At 48.3% G+C, this 21,851-nt stretch carries 24 protein-coding genes; 18 read left to right on the forward strand and 6 right to left on the reverse strand.

Annotated elements, in window-relative coordinates:
- Positions 1-40 precede the first annotated feature (40 nt).
- The gene (locus tag BLV87_RS01165) at positions 41-664 is read left to right on the forward strand and encodes a DoxX family protein (protein WP_093064531.1); all 624 of its coding nucleotides are present in this window, start codon (positions 41-43) and stop codon (positions 662-664) included.
- A 66-nt stretch (positions 665-730) separates the two neighbouring features.
- Here BLV87_RS01165 and BLV87_RS01170 read toward each other — a convergent pair whose 3' ends face one another.
- The gene (locus BLV87_RS01170; protein ID WP_093064533.1) at positions 731-988 is read right to left on the reverse strand and encodes a hypothetical protein; all 258 of its coding nucleotides are present in this window, start codon (positions 986-988) and stop codon (positions 731-733) included.
- 137 nt (positions 989-1,125) lie between these two features.
- Between BLV87_RS01170 and BLV87_RS01175 the strand changes: the two genes are divergently transcribed.
- The 3 genes from BLV87_RS01175 (at position 1,126) to BLV87_RS01185 (ending at position 3,198) form a co-directional block, all read left to right on the forward strand.
- Entirely contained in the window at positions 1,126-2,160 is a 1,035-nt protein-coding gene (locus BLV87_RS01175) for a c-type cytochrome (RefSeq protein ID WP_093064535.1), read from the forward strand.
- A gap of 85 nt (positions 2,161-2,245) precedes the next feature.
- On the forward strand, positions 2,246-2,722 hold the full coding sequence (locus BLV87_RS01180) for a DUF302 domain-containing protein (RefSeq protein ID WP_093064537.1): 477 nt from the start codon (positions 2,246-2,248) through the stop codon (positions 2,720-2,722).
- Positions 2,719-3,198, forward strand: a complete 480-nt coding sequence (locus tag BLV87_RS01185; protein WP_093064539.1) for a DUF302 domain-containing protein — start codon at positions 2,719-2,721, stop codon at positions 3,196-3,198. Before BLV87_RS01180 ends, BLV87_RS01185 begins: the two co-directional genes overlap by 4 nt.
- 7 nt (positions 3,199-3,205) lie before the next feature.
- Here BLV87_RS01185 and BLV87_RS01190 read toward each other — a convergent pair whose 3' ends face one another.
- Positions 3,206-4,957, reverse strand: coding sequence for a coiled-coil domain-containing protein (locus BLV87_RS01190; RefSeq protein WP_093064541.1), 1,752 nt, complete (start codon positions 4,955-4,957; stop codon positions 3,206-3,208).
- A gap of 160 nt (positions 4,958-5,117) precedes the next feature.
- On the opposite strand from BLV87_RS01190, the gene rpoH reads away from it, so the two are divergent.
- The 4 genes from rpoH to BLV87_RS01210 all read left to right on the forward strand — a co-directional run bounded on the left by rpoH (position 5,118) and on the right by BLV87_RS01210 (position 8,393).
- Positions 5,118-5,987 (forward strand): RNA polymerase sigma factor RpoH, encoded by an 870-nt coding sequence (gene rpoH / locus BLV87_RS01195; RefSeq protein ID WP_093064543.1) that lies wholly within the window; start codon positions 5,118-5,120, stop codon positions 5,985-5,987.
- Positions 5,988-6,485: 498 nt separating this feature from the next.
- Positions 6,486-7,088 carry an HNH endonuclease gene (locus BLV87_RS01200; protein WP_245706866.1) on the forward strand — a complete coding sequence of 201 codons (603 nt, stop codon included), beginning with the start codon at positions 6,486-6,488 and terminating at the stop codon, positions 7,086-7,088.
- 58 nt (positions 7,089-7,146) lie between these two features.
- Entirely contained in the window at positions 7,147-7,932 is a 786-nt protein-coding gene (locus tag BLV87_RS01205) for a T6SS effector amidase Tae4 family protein (protein ID WP_093064545.1), read from the forward strand.
- Positions 7,917-8,393: a hypothetical protein gene (locus tag BLV87_RS01210; protein WP_093064547.1), complete on the forward strand. Its 477-nt coding sequence runs from the start codon at positions 7,917-7,919 to the stop codon at positions 8,391-8,393. The genes BLV87_RS01205 and BLV87_RS01210 overlap by 16 nt, the downstream gene beginning before the upstream one ends.
- Positions 8,394-8,409: 16 nt before the next feature.
- Here the strand turns inward: BLV87_RS01210 and BLV87_RS01215 are convergent, their stop codons facing one another.
- Entirely contained in the window at positions 8,410-8,853 is a 444-nt protein-coding gene (locus tag BLV87_RS01215) for an SPOR domain-containing protein (protein WP_175517795.1), read from the reverse strand.
- A gap of 202 nt (positions 8,854-9,055) precedes the next feature.
- Between BLV87_RS01215 and BLV87_RS01220 the strand changes: the two genes are divergently transcribed.
- From BLV87_RS01220 to BLV87_RS01260, 9 genes are all read left to right on the forward strand, one after another.
- Entirely contained in the window at positions 9,056-9,886 is an 831-nt protein-coding gene (locus BLV87_RS01220) for a DUF3025 domain-containing protein (RefSeq protein WP_093064551.1), read from the forward strand.
- An 86-nt stretch (positions 9,887-9,972) separates the two neighbouring features.
- Positions 9,973-10,482 (forward strand): DUF5362 family protein, encoded by a 510-nt coding sequence (locus BLV87_RS01225; protein ID WP_093064553.1) that lies wholly within the window; start codon positions 9,973-9,975, stop codon positions 10,480-10,482.
- A 98-nt stretch (positions 10,483-10,580) separates the two neighbouring features.
- Positions 10,581-12,311 (forward strand): type II secretion system ATPase GspE, encoded by a 1,731-nt coding sequence (gene gspE, locus BLV87_RS01230; protein WP_093064555.1) that lies wholly within the window; start codon positions 10,581-10,583, stop codon positions 12,309-12,311.
- Entirely contained in the window at positions 12,298-13,533 is a 1,236-nt protein-coding gene (locus BLV87_RS01235; protein ID WP_093064557.1) for a type II secretion system F family protein, read from the forward strand. Before gspE ends, BLV87_RS01235 begins: the two co-directional genes overlap by 14 nt.
- Positions 13,534-13,587: 54 nt before the next feature.
- The gene (gene gspG, locus BLV87_RS01240; RefSeq protein WP_093064559.1) at positions 13,588-14,031 is read left to right on the forward strand and encodes a type II secretion system major pseudopilin GspG; all 444 of its coding nucleotides are present in this window, start codon (positions 13,588-13,590) and stop codon (positions 14,029-14,031) included.
- The gene (locus BLV87_RS01245; RefSeq protein ID WP_245706867.1) at positions 14,006-14,452 is read left to right on the forward strand and encodes a GspH/FimT family protein; all 447 of its coding nucleotides are present in this window, start codon (positions 14,006-14,008) and stop codon (positions 14,450-14,452) included. The genes gspG and BLV87_RS01245 overlap by 26 nt, the downstream gene beginning before the upstream one ends.
- Positions 14,436-14,831 carry a prepilin-type N-terminal cleavage/methylation domain-containing protein gene (locus tag BLV87_RS01250; RefSeq protein WP_093064563.1) on the forward strand — a complete coding sequence of 132 codons (396 nt, stop codon included), beginning with the start codon at positions 14,436-14,438 and terminating at the stop codon, positions 14,829-14,831. The genes BLV87_RS01245 and BLV87_RS01250 overlap by 17 nt, the downstream gene beginning before the upstream one ends.
- On the forward strand, positions 14,828-15,445 hold the full coding sequence (locus tag BLV87_RS01255) for a prepilin-type N-terminal cleavage/methylation domain-containing protein (protein ID WP_093064565.1): 618 nt from the start codon (positions 14,828-14,830) through the stop codon (positions 15,443-15,445). The genes BLV87_RS01250 and BLV87_RS01255 overlap by 4 nt, the downstream gene beginning before the upstream one ends.
- Positions 15,435-16,322: a type II secretion system minor pseudopilin gene (locus BLV87_RS01260; protein ID WP_245706868.1), complete on the forward strand. Its 888-nt coding sequence runs from the start codon at positions 15,435-15,437 to the stop codon at positions 16,320-16,322. Before BLV87_RS01255 ends, BLV87_RS01260 begins: the two co-directional genes overlap by 11 nt.
- Here the strand turns inward: BLV87_RS01260 and wecA are convergent.
- Positions 16,276-17,382 carry a UDP-N-acetylglucosamine--undecaprenyl-phosphate N-acetylglucosaminephosphotransferase gene (gene wecA, locus BLV87_RS01265; protein ID WP_175517796.1) on the reverse strand — a complete coding sequence of 369 codons (1,107 nt, stop codon included), beginning with the start codon at positions 17,380-17,382 and terminating at the stop codon, positions 16,276-16,278. The genes BLV87_RS01260 and wecA overlap by 47 nt on opposite strands.
- 151 nt (positions 17,383-17,533) lie before the next feature.
- Entirely contained in the window at positions 17,534-18,445 is a 912-nt protein-coding gene (locus BLV87_RS01270; RefSeq protein WP_093064571.1) for a hydrogen peroxide-inducible genes activator, read from the reverse strand.
- A 229-nt stretch (positions 18,446-18,674) separates the two neighbouring features.
- Here BLV87_RS01270 and BLV87_RS01275 point away from each other — a divergent pair, with 229 nt between their 5' ends.
- The gene (locus BLV87_RS01275; protein WP_093064573.1) at positions 18,675-20,147 is read left to right on the forward strand and encodes an oligosaccharide flippase family protein; all 1,473 of its coding nucleotides are present in this window, start codon (positions 18,675-18,677) and stop codon (positions 20,145-20,147) included.
- Between the two features lie 35 nt (positions 20,148-20,182).
- Here BLV87_RS01275 and ettA read toward each other — a convergent pair whose 3' ends face one another.
- Positions 20,183-21,847 carry an energy-dependent translational throttle protein EttA gene (ettA, locus tag BLV87_RS01280; RefSeq protein ID WP_093064575.1) on the reverse strand — a complete coding sequence of 555 codons (1,665 nt, stop codon included), beginning with the start codon at positions 21,845-21,847 and terminating at the stop codon, positions 20,183-20,185.
- Positions 21,848-21,851 lie beyond the last annotated feature (4 nt).

Here is a 21,851-nt window from a genome sequence, read left to right on the forward strand (position 1 = left end):
TGATTTCACCCGTATTTCCCAATTCCTGAGGAGTTGTTTCATGAAGTTTCTTGTTGGCTTTTTCAGCCTCGAATGGATGCGTGTCTTTGATTTTATTGCGCCATTGGCTATCCGCCTGTTTCTTGCGCCAATGTTTTGGGTATCTGGCGTGAAGCATTTAGGACTGTTTTCCAGTTCTGATTTTGTGATTTATAACCCGTTAACGTGGATTAATACGGAAGCTTTCCAGCAAAGTGTTGCCGCGATGAGCAATACAGTGCTTGCTGGAATGGGTGCTGAAACGTTGTTGATTTTGATTGGTACGATTGAAATTGTAGCAGCAATTCTGTTGGTTTTGGGTTTCGCAGTACGTTGGGTGGTGTTGGCATTAATGTTTGCGGTGGTTGTACTCGGCTTGATGGCAATGGGAGAGGCGGGCTTCCTCACCACTATGCAGCAATTAGTCATGAGCCACGGCTATACCACTATGGTTAATAACCAGACAGAGGTCTATTTGGTCTATTTCGTGTTGCTACTGGCACTATTTTTCATGGGAGCAGGGCGTTGGGTTAGTTTGGACTGGTTCATTTACCGTGGTTTCATGAAGCGTATTGACAGTAAAACCGCGCATCATGACCCTTTTGAGATTGATGCAACTGACGAACCAGGTATTAGCAAGCTGTAATACGGTCGTTTGATTGTGGTGCGAAGAAGGCTGCCATTGGCGGCCTTCTTGCTTTAGGACTATTACTTAACGGATCTCGCCACGTTCACGCATGGCTTTTACTTTTTCATCATTGCGTTTCATGAGTTGCAGTGTCAGGTAAATTTTTGCTGGAATTGATAAAAACAAGCCACCTGCAATCAAGCCTGCCACGAGTGCGATACCTTGTATGCCATATCCCGTCACAATGTCGGTGAAAATAACCAGCCCGACACCCACTGCTGCAATGCCTAACCCTACAATAATGAGTGTATACATAAGGCGGGTGAGAGATGTTTCATTCATGAGTGCTTACCTTGCGGGTATGTAATGGAATTGTTCCATTATCCGCCTCCATGAAATTCAGGGTAATTGATGTTTATCAATCTGCTAGTGCTTAAGCCTAATATACTGACCCACATCATATTTTGGGATCGTTATTTATGAAGGAATGGCTGCGCTCGTGCCTTGCCGTTGTGCTATTAGCTACTGTCAGCAACACTTATTCCGCTGATGGCAGAGCCTTATTTACCCAACATTGTAGTGCGTGTCACGGTGAAGCGGGAGCAGGGGGTATTGGTTTGCCATTATCCGCACCGACCGTCATGCATTCCTTGACCGATGATTACTTGCGCAAAACCATTCGCAGCGGTCGTCCTGGGCGTATTATGCCAGCCTTTGAGCAGTTGACAGCGGCAGAAGTGGAGGCGTTGGTGCATTACATGCGTGGCTGGGGCGAGGCAAAAGTTGAGGAGTCTGTCTTGCCATTAGCGGGGGATGCTGTGCGTGGCAAGCCTTTGTTTGAACACTATTGCGCCAGTTGCCATGGTCAGGATTTAAGCGGTGGGGAGGGGACGGGAGTCACATTTTCCCGCGCCCGTGATTTGCCAATTATGCCGCCTGCCTTGAATAATGCGGGTTTTCTGCAAGCCGCTAGTGATGGCATGTTGCGTTATATCATCCAACAGGGACGTGAGGGGACGCCCATGCCAAGTTTTGCAACTACGCTCAATGCCACACAAATAGATGACATTATTGCTTATGTGCGTACCCGCGAATCCGATACTTCGGCTGATGTTAGCCCCCCTGAATCACTGACGATTATGTATTCTGTTGAGGGTACGTTTGATGAAACGGTTGATCGGGTACGGGAGGCGATTCGTTCCAACAATTTTCGGGTATTTCCTGATCGTTTTGTGGAGGAGGGGTTAACGGATGAGTTTTCAGTCAATAAGCGTCAGATTTCTTTACGTTTTTGTAATTTCAGCAAGCTATATGAAGCTCTTAAAGTGGAACCACGTTTAGGTGTTATTTTACCCTGTACCTTGACCGTCATTGAACAGGAGGATGGCTCTGTTAAACTGGTGGCTGCAAACGTAACAGCTTTAGCAAAGCTTTTTAATAACAACCAATTAGATGAAGTGTTTGCACATATCAAGGCTAGCTACGACACCGTTCTGGACGAAGTAACATTTTGATTAAAAAATAAACTCTTGCTTGAAGTTAAATAAGTTTGCCACTATATTAGAAAAATCTAATATTTATTGGTAATGGGCTATTACAATGAAACGTTTAAAAAAGTTAATGCTGGTTAGTGTGTTATGGTTGGCGACGGCCATGACTGCAACGGGTGCTGAGCACGGCGATAACCTTAAATTAACCTTGGTGTATGATTCACCGTATGGGTTTGAAGAGACATTGGAATCCCTGCGCAATACGATTTACGCCCACAACTTTCGGGTATTTCCTGATCGTTATCTTGAGGAGGGCTTGGTGGATGAATTTTCAGTGAATACACGCCAGGTTAGTGTACGTTTTTGTAATTTCAGCGATTTAAACGCCGCGATCCAGATTGAGCCGCAGGTGGGGGTGGTGTTGCCTTGCACTATCACGGTGATAGAAAGTGAGGATGGTAAAGTACAACTGTTGACGGGTAATGTGAAAGCCATGTTGACTTTGTTTGACAACCCTAAGCTGACAGTAGCTTTCCAAGATCTGGAGAAAAAGTATCAGGCAATTATTGATGAGGTGACGCTATGAATCGCTTAACCATGGGAGTATGGGGAACATTGTTGGCATGGATGCTGGTTGCCCCGCTACAAGCGGATGAGAAATTGCTAACAGTACGTTCCCCGCAAGCGTTTGACCTTGCGTTGGAACAAGTGCAAGAGGTTTTGAAAAAACATAACTTTACTGTTGCGCATATCCAGAAATGTGACGGCGGTTTACAGGATATGGGCTATACCACGGATAACTACAAAATAGTCTTTTTCGGGCGTTTGGAAGAAGTGCGTGAGTTAAGCAAAACACACCCAGAATTAGTCCCTTTGTTTCCCTTTAAGCTAGCAGTGTATGCGGAAGGCAAAGATACGTTGTTTTCTGTGTTGAACCCCGCTGAACTCGCACCGTTGTTGAATGCAGATAAGGCATTGGCTGAACAGCTCGTTGTGTGGGAACAGGATTTTCGTGCTGTCCTGAATGACATGCAGGTTGTTCAGGTTGCACACATTCACTAAGTTTTGCTTAGGCAGTTGCGCTATACACGCGCAACTGCTGCCCCAGTTTTTGCAGCAATACATCTCGTTGTTGTAACGCTTTTTCCTTATGCAGTAATTGCTGATTAAGCTGGGCGATGATGGTGTCCTTGAGGTTTATCACTTTATCACGTTGTTCCAGTTTAAGTTCCCATGCCTGATTATTTTTGTTGTGTTCTTGGTATTGGGTTGCCATTGCCGTCAGTGTGTCGATCTGGTGTAGTAGACTGTTTTCTTGGGTGTGTTGTTTTTCAGTGAGTTCACTCAAAGCGGCGATATGTTGCAGCAGTAAGTTTTCACGGTTGGTATGTTGCGCTTCGCGGTGTTGGAGTTCGGCTTCTCGCTCACACAGGCGTTGCTCGCGTTCATGCAGCAAAGCGTGTTGTTCTAAGACATGCTGATCTTTAGCTTGCAGGGTTTTGTCACGTTCGCCAATTTGTTGGGTGATGTCTTGTTGCTGGAGTTCTAAGCGTTGAATGAACTGGTCTTTTTCTAGCAGTAAAGTGTCTTTGTGTTGAACAAGATTAGCGTATTCAGCAAGGTGTTTTTCCTTGTTCAGTAAGGCAGCCTCTAGTTCTGCAACACGTTGGTGGTGGGTGTCGATGAGCTGTTGCTGTTCTAGTAGGCGTTGTTCTAACGTACTGAGGTGTGCTTGTAGTGTTTGAATCGCCTGATCACGTTGCTGGATTTCTTTGTCACGTTCTTGAAGTTGTAAAAATTGTGCCGCGATTTGTTCGTCGCGCCGTTGCAGATGGTGTTCTCGTTCATCTATTGTTTGATCACGCAGAGCAAGGTGTTGGTCTTTTTCAAGTATTTGATTGCCTTGTTGGAGCAGCAGTTGTTCGCGCTCTTGGGCAATACGTTCTTTTTCGTGTAGTAGACGGGTTTGCTCCGCGAATTGTTCATTGCGTAAACTGATCTGGTCGACTTTGCGCCGCACGAGGCTGTCACGTTGGTGAATTTGTTGATCTTTTTCGAAGATCAGATCATCGCGGCGTTGCAATAAGCGATCGAAATCACGTAGGCGATAATCACGCTGTTGGATGTGTTGATCACGTTCTTTGAGATGGCGATCACGTTCGGATAATTGGCGGTTGCGTTCACTTAACAGTTGCTCTTGGGTGTAAATGCGTTGCTGATGGTCACGTATCCAGCGGGTGAGCTCTTCAAGTTGCTGGCTGAGTTCTTGAATGTTGGCATCGCGTTTGCTGATTTGTTTGTCACGATTATCGATTTCACGGTCACGCTTGCCGATATGATTGTCTTTTTCTTCGAGGCGGCGGTTACGAATGTGAATTTGATCTTCGCGTTCTAGAATGTACTTTTCTTTTTGACCGGCGAGTTGTTCGATTTCACGTGAGCGAGTTTCTAACTCACGGATGATTTGATCACGTTCGTGAATAACCGCTTCTTTTTGTTGAATAACTGCATCACGTTGCGCTATTTGCTGCTCACGTTCTAAGACGTTTTGTTGATTGCTCAGTAACAGTTGCTCTTTGTCGGTGAGTAATTGCTCTTTACGCTCTATGTGTTGGTCGCGTTCCCGTAAGGACTGCTCAATAGCGCCAATGAGCTGCTCTTTGCTATGCAGTGCATCATGAAGGCTTTGTAGTTTGGCTTCGCTTTGTTGCAAACGCTCGTAAGCATCACGCCAGCGGTCTATTAGCGTTTGCCTGTCGGTTGCGGTTAAAAAGCGATTGCCTTCAATTTTCTCGATAAGAGTCTGTTCTTCACGGTTCATTGTTATAATGTTCTGCTTATCTGTTTATGCGCTATCATAAAGCATAATGGGTTGAAAATAACGTGGCATGAACCAGACTAAAACAGCAACTAAACAGGTTATTAGCACTCTAAACATAAGAGTGCTAAAATAGCGATAGAATTAATGAGGAGATTAACGCATGACTTACGCAATGATGCTCAGAGGACAGACCCTCCCCGTTCCTGTTGGAAATTTGGAGAGTTACATTCATGCGATCCATGCCATTCCTGTGTTGGAAACAGAAGAAGAGCGTGGTTTAGCAGAACGCCTGAAATATGCAGAAGATTTAGAAGCAGCCCGTCAGTTGATTCTGCACAATTTACGCTTTGTGGTGAAGGTGGCGCGTGGCTATAGTGGTTATGGTTTGCCCTTAGGTGATTTAATTCAAGAGGGTAATGTAGGGTTGATGAAAGCAGTGAAGCGTTTTGATCCTGATATGAATGTGCGTTTGATTTCTTTCGCTGTTCACTGGATTCGGGCGGAAATTCACGAGTTCATCCTGCGTAACTGGAAAATTGTCAAAGTAGCAACGACGAAGGCGCAACGTAAATTGTTCTTCAACTTACGCAGTGGCAAAAAGCGTTTGGGGTGGCTAAATCAAGAAGAAGCGCAGTCGATGGCTGATGATTTAGGCGTCAGTACGGCTGAAGTGCTAGAAATGGAAAAACGAATGAGTGCGCATGACGTATCATTTGATCTCAGTATCGACCAAGACGAGGATGACACCACCAATTTCTCACCTAGCCAATATTTAGTGGCAGAGTCTGCTGATCCGGCAGAAATGTTGGAAGCGGAAGAATGGGACACTTATACTCGTGGGCGTTTCCAAACGGCGCTGGCTAATTTAGATGCCCGTAGCCGTGATATTCTGGCGAGTCGTTGGTTGGCTGAAGAAAAAGCAACGTTGCATGACTTGGCAGAAAAATACAATGTGTCCGCAGAGCGGATTCGCCAACTCGAAAATGCAGCGGTAAGTAAACTGCGCTTGGCTGTAGTGGAAGCCGCATAAAAAAGGCCGCGTGAGCGGCCTTTTTTATTTGCATGATGCTTAACCAAGAAGAGCAACTGACAAGAAGCTAAACCACGCGAAAGCAATCAGACCAACAACAATCAGCATCGGAATGCCAAAATCCCAGCTAAACATACCCACCTACCTCTAAAATACTTATGTGTATAAGAGGATAAAGGAATAGCATCTCCCTGACAAGATCAGGAAGCGCTAAGGCCAGCGGGATGTGCAGAATATAGCGTAAATCTAGCCAGAGAAAACCACCGAAAAGAAGCTGAACCATGAGAACAGGATCAGTGCAATCACAATCGCTGCGGGCAGGCCATAATCAAAACTAAACATGCTGGTCTCCTTTCGGGTATCTTCAAAGTAATCAATGCGTGCAGTGTGCCTGAAGTGCGGCTGTTGAAACTTGACATGGCTCAATAATTTCAGCAGGCGATGACAACTTCATGAAAAATATTATGAATACTTGATTTATGTCAGGAATCTGCAATCATGCTGCACATGATCAGCTTGAACCAGCTAATTCTGCGGACGGATGTCAGTGGGATGCCGTTGGAATGGATTCATTTCCAGACGGCAGTCAAACTTTATTACACTGAGCAAGTGGCTTACACCTGCGGGACTCCCATTCTCTCCATTCGCGGGGGGGTTAACGCTATCACCGGGCAACGTAGCCATATCGAACTCCATTCCATTATCGCGACGCTAGGCAGCAAACAGCAGTTGCATCAGGATTATGTCCCGCCTCTTAGTAACCCGTTGTTGTTTCGGCGTGATAACCACATTTGCTTGTATTGTGGTCAACATTTCCAAGAAAAAGACTTATCCCGTGACCATGTACATCCTTTGGTGCATGGAGGGCCTGATCGCTGGACTAATGTGGTAACTGCTTGTAAACCGTGTAATAGCCGCAAAGGTGGGCGAACCCCAGAACAAGCGCACATGCCCTTGTTGGCTATTCCTTTTCAGCCAACGTATGCGGAATATGTTTTCTTGCAAGGGCGCAATATTCTGGCTGACCAGATGGAGTTTTTGAGTGCGCATTTTCCACGTAGCAGTAAGTTACATGAACGTAGGCAGTTGACAGGATTTTAGTTGGGCTAATACGGGGATTTTTGCCTATAGTCATAGCACGTTTGCCAAGGAGTGTCTCATGCCTGAGTCGAATTCGTTCTGGAACTGGTTGCTGTCGTTATTGCGGTGGCGTCGCTCAACGCCAGCAGTTCCCGCCAGTCCCTCAGTACCGGTAGCCGTTTCCCCCGTTAATCCAGCGCCGGTTGCTGTTCCTGCTCTGCCAACAACTGAACCAGAACGTGCGGCTATTGTGGAAGAGTTGCGGGATGCACCTTCATTGCCGCCCCCCCCGCCAGCGTTTGTGCCGTTAGGGGATATGCATCCGCCTGCTGACAGTGATGTGGAAACGCCGGTACAAACATTGCCAGCGGAAGGACCAAATTTAGGTTTTCGCATCCTTTGGAATAATCATCCGACGGTTGAAACGGGAGAGACCTTTCCCTGCCGTGATGCCGATGGCAATCCACATTTTGGTAATCAGTGCGCCATTTTAATGGGAACGTGTTTGTTGCGTAGTAACTTGCTGCAAGGTTATGACAAAACAACCTGTTGGTATCGGGGGCATCAAGGACACACCTTACGAGCGCGTGAAGTAGCCGAGTGGATGCGCCGTAATCCGGGGCGCTTTGGAACCGTGGAAATTCGCAGCAATGTGTCGTGGGGAGCTTTCAAAGGACGTACTGGTTTTGTGTGTTTTCACAATTTTTGGGGGGTAGGCAACCAAGGTGATCACATCGACCTGTGGGATGGCACGGGCATTCTGATGCGTGAAAAAAATCCGGGTTGGGAAGGGCCAGCGTTAGCTGATGGGTCGCTGGATTACTTCGAGCGTTCGGAGGAGGTGTGGTTTTGGCCGGTTCATTAAGTTATGTGAGTATAACCCTGTTAGTGTTGTTGCTAACGGCTTGTGAATCTGACCAGTCTTCAGCAACGCAAACGTTGGTATTGCCTGAGCGTCTTGCCACGCCACATGTTACCGATCAAATGCAGGTGGCGGGTTTAGCTTTAGTGTTACGTGATGAGGGGGGGGGCTGTCGGTTGCAGGTAGGAAAAACAGAACCACAGCTTTGGCTCAAGCCTATGGCACCTTGTTATTTCATAAAATCACCGGGTTCAGCGCAAGCCCAAGTCTATAGGCATGATAAAACCACGTCAGTCGTGGCGGTGGTGGGAACGCCCGTTAAAGGCAACCGTTGTGGTCAGGAAGTTCAGGGTGTGGTTATTAAAGGTGGGGTGGTAACGCCTTCTGCTTATGTGATGCAGGGGAGTGTCCACTGTGTTGATCATGGCTTACAAAACTTTCAGTACGAATTGTTTGCCAGATAATAAATGATGATTAGGTTTAGTCGCCTTCCACAATAAAACTCGCGCCAAAATTGTTGGGGTAACGTTTGCGGATTTTTGCTTGTAAGTTTTCAGCTTGTTTGTGCGACGTAAAAGCACCCACTCTGAGTTTGAACATTAGCCCACGCGGAGTATTCAGGCTGACCAGATAAGCATCATAGCCATCTGCGGCGAGGGCATCACGCCAGCCATACAGTTGTCTTGAATCATAGCCAGCCGCCACCTGTACAGTATAACGATTGGTCGTGTATTTTGTGTCCTCACGCTGTTGCGTAACGGGTTCAGCCCTGCGTTGCTGTGCTTGAATGTAGTTATTCGTTGATTCCCATAAGTTGTCGCTGTTATTGCTGGTACTCCCACCAAAATTCCAGCCTGATAAGTCAGGTCGGTAATTAATGAAAGGTAGTTTACCTGCTTTGTACATGACAACGAGGCTAACCACGCCTACCACCAATATCAATGAGTGAATCAGCTTAAATACAAAGCCGTGTTGTTTGCGAAGGGAACTTGATGACACATTGCTTGAATACTTCACTCCAACCTCTTTCGGCATATTGCTGCCCTATGACTATAGACAAAAAGACGCGGATAAGGGAGGCACAGTTGCGCTAAAATTCACGGTTTATGTTATTAGCGGATACAGGATGAAGCCTGACCTTTGGAATCCTGCTTTTGAGAGCTTGCACCCGTGTTTTCGGCAGTTGCGGAATCGTGACGGTTGGTCGAACCTGGAAAACTGGCCTGACTGTGAATATTTAAACCCCTTATTGCCTGCTGATCTTTGTGCACAATCGGGTTTACCGGTGCATTTTGTACCGCAAGACCATACCTTGCCGTTTCCTGAGTTGTACTACGAGGAGCGAATTTTCCAGCATGGCATGGTGGCCACTCGCCCTAATTGGCACGATTTTTTTAATGCTTTAATGTGGAGCTTGTTTCCACAAACCAAGGTGATGATTAATGCCTTACATGCTGCTGACATAGTGCGGTATGGCAAACCGCGTACCCCACAGCGCGATGCGTTAACTGTATTGGATGAGAGTGGTGTAATCATTGTCGCCAGTCACCTCGAGCATTTGCAGCAAGTCGTCGATTTCGCGTGGGAGACTTTGTTTTGGCAGGAACGTGCTGCGTGGGGGCGTGAAATTGACTGTTTCATGATCGGTCATGCCACTTTGGAGAAAATGCTGACACCTTATGTCGGGGTGACGGCTCATGCCTTATTGGTGCAAGTGGAGCCTGACTTTTTCTTGCGATCATTAGAGCAGCAACACGCTTATTTGGATCAGGTGGTGGTAAACCTGTTGCAGGAGGGGGGCTTGTCTTCCACTGCTAGCTTAAATCCTTTCCCGCTGTTGGGTGTACCGAGGTGGTGGGCTAATGAAACCGTGGATTTTTATCAAAACAAAGACTATTTCCGCGCTAAAAATCGGGAGCGGATGGTACGCATTCTTACGTCGATTATGTCCGATTAATGCCCGCTGCACTTTATCCAGTAAAGTATGTGTTCAGTCTAGTTTAGTGCTAGATTGGCTATTTTTTACAACAAAAGGAAAAGACGATGAGTGTTCAAGAAGCTTTTGCAACCCCGCGTGCGGCTGTCCGTGATGTGGCGGGTGGAACGGGTGTCATGACTGACCAGATTATCAGTGCGATGCAGAAAACCCGTCCATGGGTGTTATTCTTGGCTATTTTGGGATTTATTGGCACGGCATTCACGGTATTAGCAGCGGTTCCCATGATGATGGGGGGAGCCATGATGGGCAATATGGAGGGTGTCGATGCTGACATTGCGCCGTTTGGCAGCGGTATGATGATCGGTATGGGCGTTTTGTATTTAGTCATTGGGGTTATTTACTTCATGGCCTCGTTGTATCTGTTGCGCTATGCCAGCGCGATTAAACGTCTGACGAGTTCATTGAGCGTCGCTGATTTGGAAACAGCGCTGAGCCAACAAGCCAGTTTTTGGAAGTTGATCGGTATTTTGGCCTTGGTTTCCATCGTGCTGATGGTTGTCGCGCTGGTTGCGGGTATCGGTGGTGCAATGATTGTGGGCAATAGTGGTATCTAAACGGTAGCAATTTTCCGACCGTTTGGGGGGAAACTGCTTGCATGTTTCCCTCCTATCCCTAAAATGGGGTCGCATTATAATAATAAAGAAATACTATCATGCAGGTTGCGACATCCCATGCTCCAGCCGCACTGTTTGGCGAAAGGCTGGTCAAACTAGGCAAATTAAAACCCACTGATCTTGAGCGTGCGTTGCGAGCGCAGGCAGAAATTCGTCAGCCCTTAGGTAGCGTGCTGGTACGCTTAGGTATGCTTACCGAACAAGAGGTTGCGTTTGTGCTGTCGCGTCATTTGAATGTGCGCATGGCATTGAGCAAAGACTACCCCTCATTACCCGTCGAAAACCCCGGCATTGCCATCAATTACATGCGTAATGCTGAGATTGTTCCCTTGCAGGCAGAAGACGACCGCTTGGTGGTGGCCATGTCCAACCCGCAAGATGAATTTGCCCGTCATGCCATTTGCATGGCAAGTGGTAAACTGGTCGAACCATTATTGGGGCTTCCTACTGAAATTCGTGCCAATATTGAACGCTTGTATGGCAGTGACGCCAGCAAAAAAGAGGCAGGTGGTGGCGATGACGATTTCGAGATTACCAGCCAAGATCATAATTTGGATGACATCGAACACCTGAAAGACATGGCGAGTGAAGCGCCGGTTATTCGTCTGGTGAACCAAATCATGACCAATGCGATGAGCCAACGTGCCTCTGATATTCACATTGAACCGTTTGAAACCCATCTGAAAGTACGTTACCGGATTGATGGCGTGATTCACGAAGTCGAGTCTCCCCCGCCACAACTGACCGCAGCGATTATTTCACGTCTCAAACTTATGGCACGACTCAACATTGCTGAACGTCGCTTGCCACAAGACGGGCGCATCCAGTTACGGGCGCAGGGCAAAGAAATAGACATGCGGGTGTCTACGGTTCCTACCATGCACGGTGAAAGTGTCGTCATGCGTTTGCTGGATAAGCACAGTGTCAAACTTGATCTGAATACCTTGGGCTTTTCCGATGATAATTTGCGCAAGGTGCAACAACAATTGGATGCTCCCCACGGCGTGATCCTGGTCACGGGCCCTACGGGTTCAGGAAAAACGACCACGCTGTATTCTGCCTTGACCCAATTGAATACGCCTGAAAATAAGGTCTTAACGGTTGAAGACCCGGTGGAATACGAACTCGAAGGGATTAACCAGATTCAGGCTAACCCCAAAATTGGCCTTAATTTTGCGGATGCATTGCGTTCCATTGTGCGTCAAGACCCGGACATTATTATGATCGGGGAAATGCGCGACGTGGAAACTGCCCGCATTGCGATTCAATCGGCTCTTACGGGTCACTTGGTCTTATCCACCTTGCACACCAATGATGCTGCCAGCGGCATTACCCGGCTCATGGATATGGGAATTGAGGATTACCTCATCACCTCAACGGTGAATGGGATTCTTGCCCAGCGTTTGGTGCGGCGTCTTTGCCCGCAATGCCGCGAATCGCATCCGGTATTGCCGGAAATTGAGCAGGAACTCGGTTTGCGTCACTATCAACCCGAAGGCGAATTGCGTTTGTGGCACGCCAGAGGCTGTAGCGCGTGTGGCAATTCTGGCTACAAAGGCCGTAGCGCTATCCACGAAGTGTTAGTCATTGATGACCCGTTGCGTCGCTTAATTCTCAAGCATGAAGATGCCGGTGTATTGCAAGAACAAGCCCGCAAAAGCGGAATGCGCACCATGTATGAAGACGGCTTGCTCAAAGCGCTCAAAGGTGTAACGACTTTAGAGGAAGTGTTGCGCGTGGCGGAGGAAACCCCGAATGCCAACGTATAGCTACAAAGCCATTACCCCGCAAGGGGTGGCGAAAGAGGGCACACTGGAAGCGACTAATGAAGCGCAAGCCGCCGAAAGTCTCCATACGCAAGGGCTGATTCCCATCAAAATCAGCGCGGGTAAAGTTGCCGCTATCGCCAGTGTTTCAAGTGCTGCCAGTAAAAAATCCAGTGGTTTCTTTGCCAGTAAAGCGGTTAGCCAACCCGACATTATGGCCTTGACCCAGCAACTGTCTACCATGTTGCGGGCAGGTTTGCCCTTAGACCGTGCCTTGGGTATTTTGCTGGAAATCGGGGAAAAACCGCCGGTGATTGAGTTGGTGCAAGGTATCCAAAACAGTGTGCGCAGTGGTAAACGCTTTGCTGATTCATTGGAAGCTAGCGGTAAGTTTTCACGCTTTTACATCAATATGGTGCGGGCAGGTGAGGCCGGTGGTTCGATTGATGATGCGTTGGCACGTTTGGTCGAATACATGGCAAGGGCGAAAGAGTTGCGTGGTACGGTGATTTCCGCGCTGATTTACCCTGCGATTCTCGCTTTCGTGGCAGTGGTGTCGATTTTTGCGTTGCTCACCTTCGTTGTGCCGCAGTTTGCACAAATGTTTGGCGATATGGGGGCGGAGTTGCCAACGATTACTAGGGTGGTTATGGGGACTGCCGCAACCTTGCAGCATTATTGGTGGGCAGTGTTGGGTGGCTTTTTGTTGATTTTGTTGGGGGTTCAGTACGTTTTTAGCAATGAAAAGGCGCGGACTGGATTGGATCGCAGCATGTTACGCTGGCCCTTGGTGGGGGATTTGATTGGCAAGATCGAAACTGCCCGCTTTTCGCGTAGCCTTGGCACCTTGCTGCATAACGGTGTGCCGCTCTTGGGGGCGTTAAAAATTGCGAAGAATACCGTCGGTAATCGGGTGATGGCAGCGGCTGTCGAAGAATCAGCGGATAGCCTTAAGCAAGGCGAAAGCCTGACCCGTACATTATTGGGCAAAGGCGTGTTTCCCCCTTATGCCTTGCACATGTTGCGCGTGGGTGAAGAAACTGGGCGCATGGAAGAACTGTTGCGCGAAGTGGCAGACATTTACGACGATGAAGTGAAAACGTCGGTGAAACAGATGTTAGCACTGTTGGAACCGGTGCTGATTCTGGTCATGGCACTTTCCATTTTGGTCATTATTGGTGCGGTGTTATTGCCGATGATCAATATGGCTGATTTGGTCAAATAGTTTCCCAAGAAAATCACAAACTATTGAAAGATAAATAATAAAAAGGAGTTAATAATGCAGTTCAAGTCTCAACAATACCCGTCTGTTCAACAACGTGGCTTCAGCCTGATTGAGCTGATGATCGTGTTGGTTATCCTCGGTTTAATCGCGGGGATTGTCGGCCCACAGGCGATGAAATACCTCGGCAAAGGTAAAAGCCAATCCAGCAAAGTGCAGATTGAAAATATCAGCGCGGCACTCGATATGTACCGTTTGGAAGTGGGTAGTTACCCCACCACGGCGGATGGCTTGAAAGCGTTGGTAGCAGCACCGTCGAGTGCGCGTGGCTGGAATGGGCCTTACCTGAAAAAAGGTGAAGTCCCTAAAGATGCGTGGAACAATGACTACCAGTACAAGCGCCCCGGTAGCAACGGTCAACCGTATGATCTGATTTCCTTGGGCGCGGATGGTGCCGCCGGTGGTGAAGGCGAAGATGCCGATATTACGCTCTGGAAATAAGGGGTTCACGCTCCTTGAAGTCCTGCTGGTGTTGATCATCGGTGGGTTATTGATGGGCGTGGTGGCTACTTCGTTGTCTGAAGGGCCCGTCTTGCGTAAAAGTAGCCGGGAAGTGGCTGCCAGCTTGCGTCATGCGCGGGCGCAAGCGGTGATGCGTCAACAGCCTACCTTGTGGAAGATGAATGTCCAGGAAAAACGTTTCTGGATTGATGGTGGTGCTGCCGATGCCGACCGCCAATTCAGTACGGCGATTACCGCCAAAATCAATACCAGTGCTGCTGAAGTTGATACCGCTAAGCAAGGCGGTATTCGCTTTTTTCCTGATGGCAGTTCCACGGGTGGTTCGGTGGAATTGACACACAATCAACAGACCTACAAGGTCAATGTGGAATGGGTGACGGGGCGTGTCTCAATCCAATAAAGGTTTTTCCCTGCTGGAAGTTCTCGTCGCTTTTGTGGTGATGGGGTTAGTCGTGGGGGTGTTACTGCAATTGTTTGGCTCTGCGATGCGCAGTGTGGCACTGGCAGATGAATACAGTTTCGCCGTACAAGTGGCAGAATCGCGCCTTGCCGCTGTCGGTAGTGAAATTGAAGTCGAAGAGGGTAATATCAGTGGCGATGAGCCGGGTTCTGCTTACCGTTGGGAAGTCCAAATGTCGCCCATCGAACTCAGTGAGGCACTGGAAAAAATGCCCCTGCCATTACAACTCTATCGTGTCGAAGTGGTCGTGACATGGAAAAGTGGTGACAGTGCTCGTGAATTCCACCTGTCATCGTTACGTTTTGGGGAGCAAACATGAGGCAACGTGGCTTCACTTTGCTGGAAATGCTGATTGCGTTCTCATTAGTGTCCTTGCTGTTTCTCGCCTTGTTTGCCAGTTTTAATACGATTGGGCGTAGTTGGGATGCAGCCGATACCCGTATGAATAAAACCGAAGACATGCGCCTTATCAGCGATTTTTTACGCCGTCAGTTAAGCCAAGCGATGGTGGTGAAGATTGCCGGTGAAAAAGAGGCGAAGGTGTATGCGTTTGAGGGAACGGCGACGTCGTTACGCTATGCTGCCCCTTTGCAACCGTTGCAGCATCAAGGGGGCGTATTTCTGATTGAGCTGAATATTGTGGCGGCGAAAGAGGGTAAAAAGCTGGAAATGCTGTTTGCACCTTATCGCCCCGAATTGACGTGGGACGATGCTTTTACAGAAGCCGAACCTGTGTTGGTATTCGAAGGTTTGCAAGCGGCAGCTTTTGAGTATTTTGGCGCAGAAACAGAAGGTGAAGACCCTGATTGGACAGCCGACTGGGAAGATAAGCCGCGTTACCCCGATATGTTGAAGCTGACTTTGGCAGATCAAGAACGTGCATGGCCTGAGATGTTGGTGGATTTGCCGCAGGTAACTGATTATGCAAAATAAACAATCCGGCGTTGCCATGATCGTCGTGTTATGGATGATCATGGTGATGATGACGCTTGCTGCCAGTCTTTTATATGCTACCCGTACCGAAACCAGCATGGTGGATTATGCACGGCGCAGTGCGCAAGCGCGTGCTGCTGCGGATGCGGCGGCGCATTATGCGGTGTTGCAATTGTTCCTGCCAAATAAAGAGCGTGATCTCAAACTGGGCGGTACACCGTTGTTGTGGGGATACGAAGGCATGAAAGCCGAAATCCGGGTGGTGGGTGAAAACGGCTTGATCGACATCAATTACGCCAGCCGTCCGTTGCTGCAACTTATTCTGGAGCAAGCGGGCTTGGATGAGCAAGCGACCCAAAACATGCTGGATATTCTGGAAGATTTTCGTGATGTGGACGATCTAAAGCGCGTCAACGGTGCAGAAGATGGTGATTATGAGAATGCCGGTTTGCCTTTCGGGGCGAAGGATGCGCCATTTGAGCGTATTGAAGAATTACAACAAGTGTTGGGGATGACTCCCCAGCTTTATCAGGCATTGACCCGTTTTCTGACAGTCAACTCCGGTGCTGCGGGCATTAACCCAATGCTGGCTCCACGTCAGACCTTGTTACTGTTGGCAGAAGGGGATGCAGCAAAAGTTGATGCCTATATGCGTCAGCGAGAGGAGTCTGAAGGGCAATACGTGCAGCCGGATTTCGGTGGGGCTTTCCTTGATGCCAGCCAACAACCCTTATACCGGATGCAAATCAGGGTCTACACTGACGAAACCGCTCCCCCGTATTTTGAGGAGCGGTCGTTACGCCTAAGGCCGGGGCAAACCCCGCCGTTTGTTAATTATTTCCGTATCTTGCAAGAATCTTCCGCGCAGTTTGAGTAAGTGAGGCTGCTTCGAGCCAGTTTTTCAGACTGCCTTTTTCAGCATCAACCAATGGCGCGACCATCAGCAGATAAGCCAAGAAGGTCAGTAAAAAACCGTAGAACATCACGCTGGCGCTGGTTTGTAGGTACTCTGTGAGGATGCCAACACTGGCTAACACAGCGGCTAAGGCTGCCATGGTCAGTAATGTTGCGCCTTTACTCATGCCGATATTTAACAAAAGATGATGCAAGTGATCACGCCCGGCAGCAAAAGGTGAGCGGCGATCCCGTAGGCGTACCAAAATAACACGCACCATATCCATCAGCGGTAGCGCAATCAGCCACAATGCTGTTACCGGGCGGAATGCTTGCTGAGTAGTATCTTGTGTGCCTTCAATCAGGAGCCAACTGATAGTCAAGCCAATCAGCATGGAGCCTGCATCCCCCATGAAAATCTTCTCTTTGAAAGGGGGTAGCACCAAGTTATTCAGTAAGTATGGAACCAGGGCAGCAACAAAAATCACACTGACGCTCAAGAGATGTGCATGAGTAGATAAGCCAAATAACATAACCAAGCTAAGTAATGAAACCAAGGCGACAGAACCTAACAAGCCATCTATACCGTCAATCATGTTAAAGGCATTGATAACTCCCAGTACAATCAACACAGTGAAAGGGTAGCTGAATACACCTAAGTCGATTTCACCTAGCCCTAACAAGTTACCGAGATTTGCTAGGGATACGCCACTGCCAATGCACAGTGCTAACGTTAGGGTAATTTGCATGGCGATGCGTAGTTTGACGGAAAGGTCTTCCGCATCATCGGCAACACCCAGTAACACGATACCTAAAGCACACAACAACCATGTAGTGACAGCGACGTCGTTGGGTACTGTGAGTAATACAGCCGCAGAGACACCGAGAAATACGGAGATGCCACCGATGAGTGGAACCGCACCAATATGCTGTTTGCGGCCTTGGGGAATGTCAAGCAAATGAGCGCGATAAGCGACGGGCTTGAGTAAATGAAGCGCAATCCATGTCACGCACAGGCTTGTTATCAATGATAGTATAAGCATGGTGTCCTCGGGAAAAGTAGTGTTCCTGAGGATGTTGTATGCCATGCTTATGCGGTTTGCTTATGCCGCTTGCTCAAAATGAATGATAAGACCGATTAGTGGAAATTGCCTTGTATAAAAAGCCGATGGGCGGGTAAGCCAGTATTGGGGATCAAACCGCTTCCAACAGTTTTAGCCAAGTTGTTTTGATAAACGCTCCCAGTTGTTTAAACTCGACTTCACGAGCACTACCCCGCCGCCAGGCTAAGCCAATCTCTCGATAGCTTTCTTCTTGTAATGGCCAGATTTTGACATTTGTGCCGGTGAGTAAAGTGGAACCTTTGACCATTTCGGGTAAATAGGAAATGCCTAAATCGGCGTCCACCATTTGTGTCAAAGTGAGTAGGCTGCTGGCGGTGAAGCGACTGATCTTGTCCATATCTTGTAAATGGCAGGCAGAGAGCGTGTGGTCGCGTAAGCAATGACCATCTTCCAATAGCAAAATACTTTCCGGGTCGAGGTCGTTAAAAATGTGGTGCTTGGGGCGGGTGTGCCGGGTGTCTTCACGGCAGGCTAAGAAAAACCTGTCTTTAAACAATGACATCACTTCAACATTGCGCAAGGCATAGGGTAGGGCAATAATGATAAGATCCAGCTCGCCATGCATTAATTTTTCATAAACCCGTTGGGTAATGTCTTCGCTTAAATAAAGGCGCAAGTTTGGAAACTGCTGGCGTAAGGGGGGCAATACTCTGGGCAGCAGAAATGGTGCAATGGTTGGAATAATACCAACCCGCAGTTCACCTGTTAGGGGGGCATGGTTGCTGCGGGCCAATTCCACAAGATTTTCAATATCCCGCAAGCAACGCCGCGCTTCCACTGCAATTTGCCGTCCTACATGCGTGACAGTGACATTTTTATTCGTTCGGTCAACCAGTTGTACTTCTAAGGTGGTTTCCAACTCACGAATAGCCGTGCTGAACGCTGATTGCGAGACAAAGCAGGCTTCAGCGGCCTTACCAAAATGTTCGTGACTCTCTAAGGCGATAAAGTAGCGCAATTGCTTAACGGTTGGCAGATTCATGGCAACCTCTTCAGAGTTGAGTGTATCGGTTTTGAGACTTGCTAAGAAAATAATATTCTATTTTTTGTATGAGCGCACAAGGTTTTTATAGGTAGCTTGCCTTTGGTCGATTTTATTAAGGGTAATATCCCCATTTATTTTTTATTTTCTTGAAAGTTTGTAAAAATTTAATTTCAAAAATAAACAAACTATTATTGCTGATAACCTTTTTAAAAAGACCAAGGTAAGTATGCAAAATACACAACGGAATGTTATTTTTAGCGTCATTGGCTATGTTTTGCCGCTATTGGCTGCCTTGGCTACCATTCCCGTCATGGTGATGAGGCTGGGTGTTGATTTGTATGGTTTATACGTTATTTGCACGTCACTGATTGGTTTTATGGCATTAGTGGATTTAGGTGTCGGCCAATCGGTTATCAAATACGTGTCAGCTTACGAAGTCAGCGGCGAACACCATAAAGTAGAGCCAGTCTTGGGCGTGGCCTTGCTGGTCTACGTCATGATCGGTCTACTGAGTGCGCTTGCCTTGTATGTGTTTGCACCTGCTATTGCCAATGCTTTGTATACAGCGTCTGAAAAGCGGGCGTTAGCTCAGGAAGTCTTGCGCATTACGGCTTTACCTTTGCTATTTAGCTACATTAATCAGTTTTTTTTGAATGTGTGCAAAGCCTATCACCGTTTTGATGTCCCGGCGGTTATTCATAATGCGGGTAATCTTGGGGGGATTGTATTGGCAACCCTGCTACTGTTGCTGGGGTACTCGCTGGTTACGGTGATGTGGGGCTATGTGCTAATTCAAGCATTGGCTTTTGTGGCAGGATATGTGTTCAGCCTTAGAATTTTACCGCGTGGTATCCGATTTTTCCCTTATTTTCACCGTCTTATTTTTGAGGAAATTGTTTCGTTTAGCTTTTATACCTTTGTGGGCAACTTTGTCAGTTCGGTGGCTTATCGTGCCGATAAATTGCTAATTGGTATAGTGATTGGTACAGAGACAGTAACGTATTATCAGATACCATTTACTATCGCACAAATGGCGAATGGTATTATTCATACTTTGGTGCATATTGCCTTTCCGCGTTTTACCGAGTTATTTACCTTGCATAAACACAGTGCGTTATTGGCTTTATACCAAAAAGTCGGTGACATCATGTTTCTGATTAGTATGGTGATTGCGGTGCTTTTGATTACAGTGGGGGGGGCGTTTCTATCGTTGTGGATTTCCCCTGAATTTGCGCAACAAAGTACGTTGACCTTGCAAATTATCGCCGTATTCTTTTTCTTACACTCCAATACCGTTACCGGTTATTGGGTGTTGCAAAGCGGTGGGCAGGCTAAATTGACAGCATTGATCGCTGTTATTGGTACGATTGCCTATTTCGTTGGGGTTTACCAGTTGGGAAGCGCGTATGCGCATAACGGTGTGGCACTGGCTTTGTTCTTGCTGCTATTGGCAACACCGTTGCAATACGGCTGGATAGCGAAACATGTTGGGCAATATTATGCAGATTATTGGGTGCGTTTATTATTTTTTGGGTTGCTCGCTTATGTGTTGATTTACCTGCTGACACACCTGAATCTTTGGTTAAACCATACTATGTGGGAAATTATTGTGAGTAGCCTGCTGATGTTACCGTTGTTGGTATTCGGTGTGGCAAAATTATTGGCTGAGCGTCATGTGCCTAAGCAGAGTGGCGGCTAGAAGTAAGAAACTTCTGCCGCCTTCTGGCGGTGTTGTTAGGCTTTTAGACGTTTGTATTTAATACGATGCGGATTCAAGTCGTTGCCGTGGCGGCGCTTGTAATCTTCTTCGTAATCGCTGTAATTCCCCTCAAACCATGTCACGGTGGAGTCACCTTCAAACGCGAGGATGTGGGTGGCAATCCGGTCTAAGAACCAACGGTCATGCGAGATAACGACCGCGCAGCCGGGGAAGTTGAGGATCGCTTCTTCCAGCGCCCGCAAGGTTTCCACGTCGAGGTCGTTGGTCGGTTCGTCCAGCAGCAACAGGTTACCGCCTTCTTTGAGCAGTTTCGCCAGATGCACGCGGTTGCGTTCCCCGCCCGACAAATCGCACAGGCGTTTTTGCTGCGCATCACCTTTGAAATTGAAGCGTCCGCAATACGCCCGTGACTGGATCTGATAACCGCCGACCGTCATGATGTCATGTCCGTCAGAAATTTCCTGGAACACGGTTTTGTTGGGGTCAAGGTCGTCGCGGGATTGGTCAACGTAAGCAATTTTGACGGTTTCGCCGACTTTGAACGTACCCGCATCCGGCTGTTCTTGCCCGGTAATCATGCGGAATAGGGTGGTTTTACCTGCACCATTCGGGCCGATAATGCCGACAATGCCACCTTTGGGCAGGCTGAAACTGACATTTTCATACAGCAAGCGGTCGCCGAAGGATTTGCTGATGCCATTGGCTTCGATCACCAAATCGCCAAGGCGCGGGCCGGGAGCGATGTAGATTTCGTTGGTTTCGGCACGTTTTTGGTAGTCGCTGGAAGATAGCTCTTCAAAACGCTGCATCCGCGCTTTGCTCTTGGCGTGGCGACCTTTGGGGTTGGAACGAACCCATTCCAATTCCTGTTTCATGGCTTTCTGGCGGCCTTGCTCGGCTTTGCTTTCTTGCGCGAGGCGATTTTGCTTTTGCTCCAGCCACGAGGAATAGTTGCCTTCCCACGGGATACCTTGCCCACGGTCGAGTTCCAGAATCCAGCCTGCCACGTTGTCGAGGAAGTAGCGGTCATGGGTGACGGCGACCACGGTTCCGGGGAAGTCTTGCAGGAAGCGTTCCAGCCAAGCGACGGACTCGGCATCCAAATGGTTGGTCGGTTCGTCAAGAATTAGCATGTCGGGGGACGACAGCAGCAAACGGCACAGCGCCACACGGCGCTTTTCACCACCGGAGAGGGTGGTGACATCGGCATCCCACGGCGGCAGGCGCAGCGCGTCGGCGGCGACTTCGAGAGTGTGTTCGAGGTTGTGCGCGTCGGCGGCTTGCAGGATGTTTTCCAAGCGTGCTTGTTCGGCGGCTAGGGCGTCGAAGTCGGCATCGGGTTCAGCGTAGGCGTTGTAGACTTCATCGAGGCGGGCTTGGGCGTCTTTGATGACTTTTAAGCCTTCTTCGACGTTGCCGCGCACGTCCTTGGTAGGGTCGAGTTGCGGTTCTTGCGGGAGGTAGCCGATATTGATGCCGGGTTGCGGACGGGCTTCGCCGAGGATGTCGGTGTCGATACCTGCCATGATGCGCAGTAAGGTGGATTTACCCGCACCGTTGTAGCCGAGTACGCCGATTTTCGCACCGGGGAAGAAGCTGAGGTAAATGTCCTTGAGAATGTAACGGTTCGGCGGGACGACCTTGCCGACACCGTTCATGGTGTAAATGTACTGTGCCATCCAA

The organism is Thiothrix caldifontis, from assembly GCF_900107695.1.
GTDB classification, from domain to species: domain Bacteria; phylum Pseudomonadota; class Gammaproteobacteria; order Thiotrichales; family Thiotrichaceae; genus Thiothrix; species Thiothrix caldifontis.

Bases quoted from the DNA above. Each gene is read 5' to 3' on its own strand.
- BLV87_RS01205 (WP_093064545.1), top strand. From the start codon at position 7,147: ATGCCTGAGTCGAATTCGTTCTGGAACTGGTTGCTGTCGTTATTGCGG.
- ettA (WP_093064575.1), bottom strand. From the start codon at position 21,847: ATGGCACAGTACATTTACACCATGAACGGTGTCGGCAAGGTCGTCCCG.
- BLV87_RS01235 (WP_093064557.1), top strand. From the start codon at position 12,298: ATGCCAACGTATAGCTACAAAGCCATTACCCCGCAAGGGGTGGCGAAA.
- BLV87_RS01275 (WP_093064573.1), top strand. From the start codon at position 18,675: ATGCAAAATACACAACGGAATGTTATTTTTAGCGTCATTGGCTATGTT.
- wecA (WP_175517796.1), bottom strand. From the start codon at position 17,382: ATGCTTATACTATCATTGATAACAAGCCTGTGCGTGACATGGATTGCG.
- BLV87_RS01190 (WP_093064541.1), bottom strand. From the start codon at position 4,957: ATGAACCGTGAAGAACAGACTCTTATCGAGAAAATTGAAGGCAATCGC.
- BLV87_RS01175 (WP_093064535.1), top strand. From the start codon at position 1,126: ATGAAGGAATGGCTGCGCTCGTGCCTTGCCGTTGTGCTATTAGCTACT.
- BLV87_RS01165 (WP_093064531.1), top strand. From the start codon at position 41: ATGAAGTTTCTTGTTGGCTTTTTCAGCCTCGAATGGATGCGTGTCTTT.
- gspE (WP_093064555.1), top strand. From the start codon at position 10,581: ATGCAGGTTGCGACATCCCATGCTCCAGCCGCACTGTTTGGCGAAAGG.
- BLV87_RS01270 (WP_093064571.1), bottom strand. From the start codon at position 18,445: ATGAATCTGCCAACCGTTAAGCAATTGCGCTACTTTATCGCCTTAGAG.
- BLV87_RS01255 (WP_093064565.1), top strand. From the start codon at position 14,828: ATGAGGCAACGTGGCTTCACTTTGCTGGAAATGCTGATTGCGTTCTCA.
- BLV87_RS01200 (WP_245706866.1), top strand. From the start codon at position 6,486: ATGCTGCACATGATCAGCTTGAACCAGCTAATTCTGCGGACGGATGTC.
- BLV87_RS01245 (WP_245706867.1), top strand. From the start codon at position 14,006: ATGCCGATATTACGCTCTGGAAATAAGGGGTTCACGCTCCTTGAAGTC.
- rpoH (WP_093064543.1), top strand. From the start codon at position 5,118: ATGACTTACGCAATGATGCTCAGAGGACAGACCCTCCCCGTTCCTGTT.
- BLV87_RS01220 (WP_093064551.1), top strand. From the start codon at position 9,056: ATGAAGCCTGACCTTTGGAATCCTGCTTTTGAGAGCTTGCACCCGTGT.
- BLV87_RS01185 (WP_093064539.1), top strand. From the start codon at position 2,719: ATGAATCGCTTAACCATGGGAGTATGGGGAACATTGTTGGCATGGATG.
- BLV87_RS01180 (WP_093064537.1), top strand. From the start codon at position 2,246: ATGAAACGTTTAAAAAAGTTAATGCTGGTTAGTGTGTTATGGTTGGCG.
- BLV87_RS01260 (WP_245706868.1), top strand. From the start codon at position 15,435: ATGCAAAATAAACAATCCGGCGTTGCCATGATCGTCGTGTTATGGATG.
- gspG (WP_093064559.1), top strand. From the start codon at position 13,588: ATGCAGTTCAAGTCTCAACAATACCCGTCTGTTCAACAACGTGGCTTC.
- BLV87_RS01170 (WP_093064533.1), bottom strand. From the start codon at position 988: ATGAATGAAACATCTCTCACCCGCCTTATGTATACACTCATTATTGTA.
- BLV87_RS01225 (WP_093064553.1), top strand. From the start codon at position 9,973: ATGAGTGTTCAAGAAGCTTTTGCAACCCCGCGTGCGGCTGTCCGTGAT.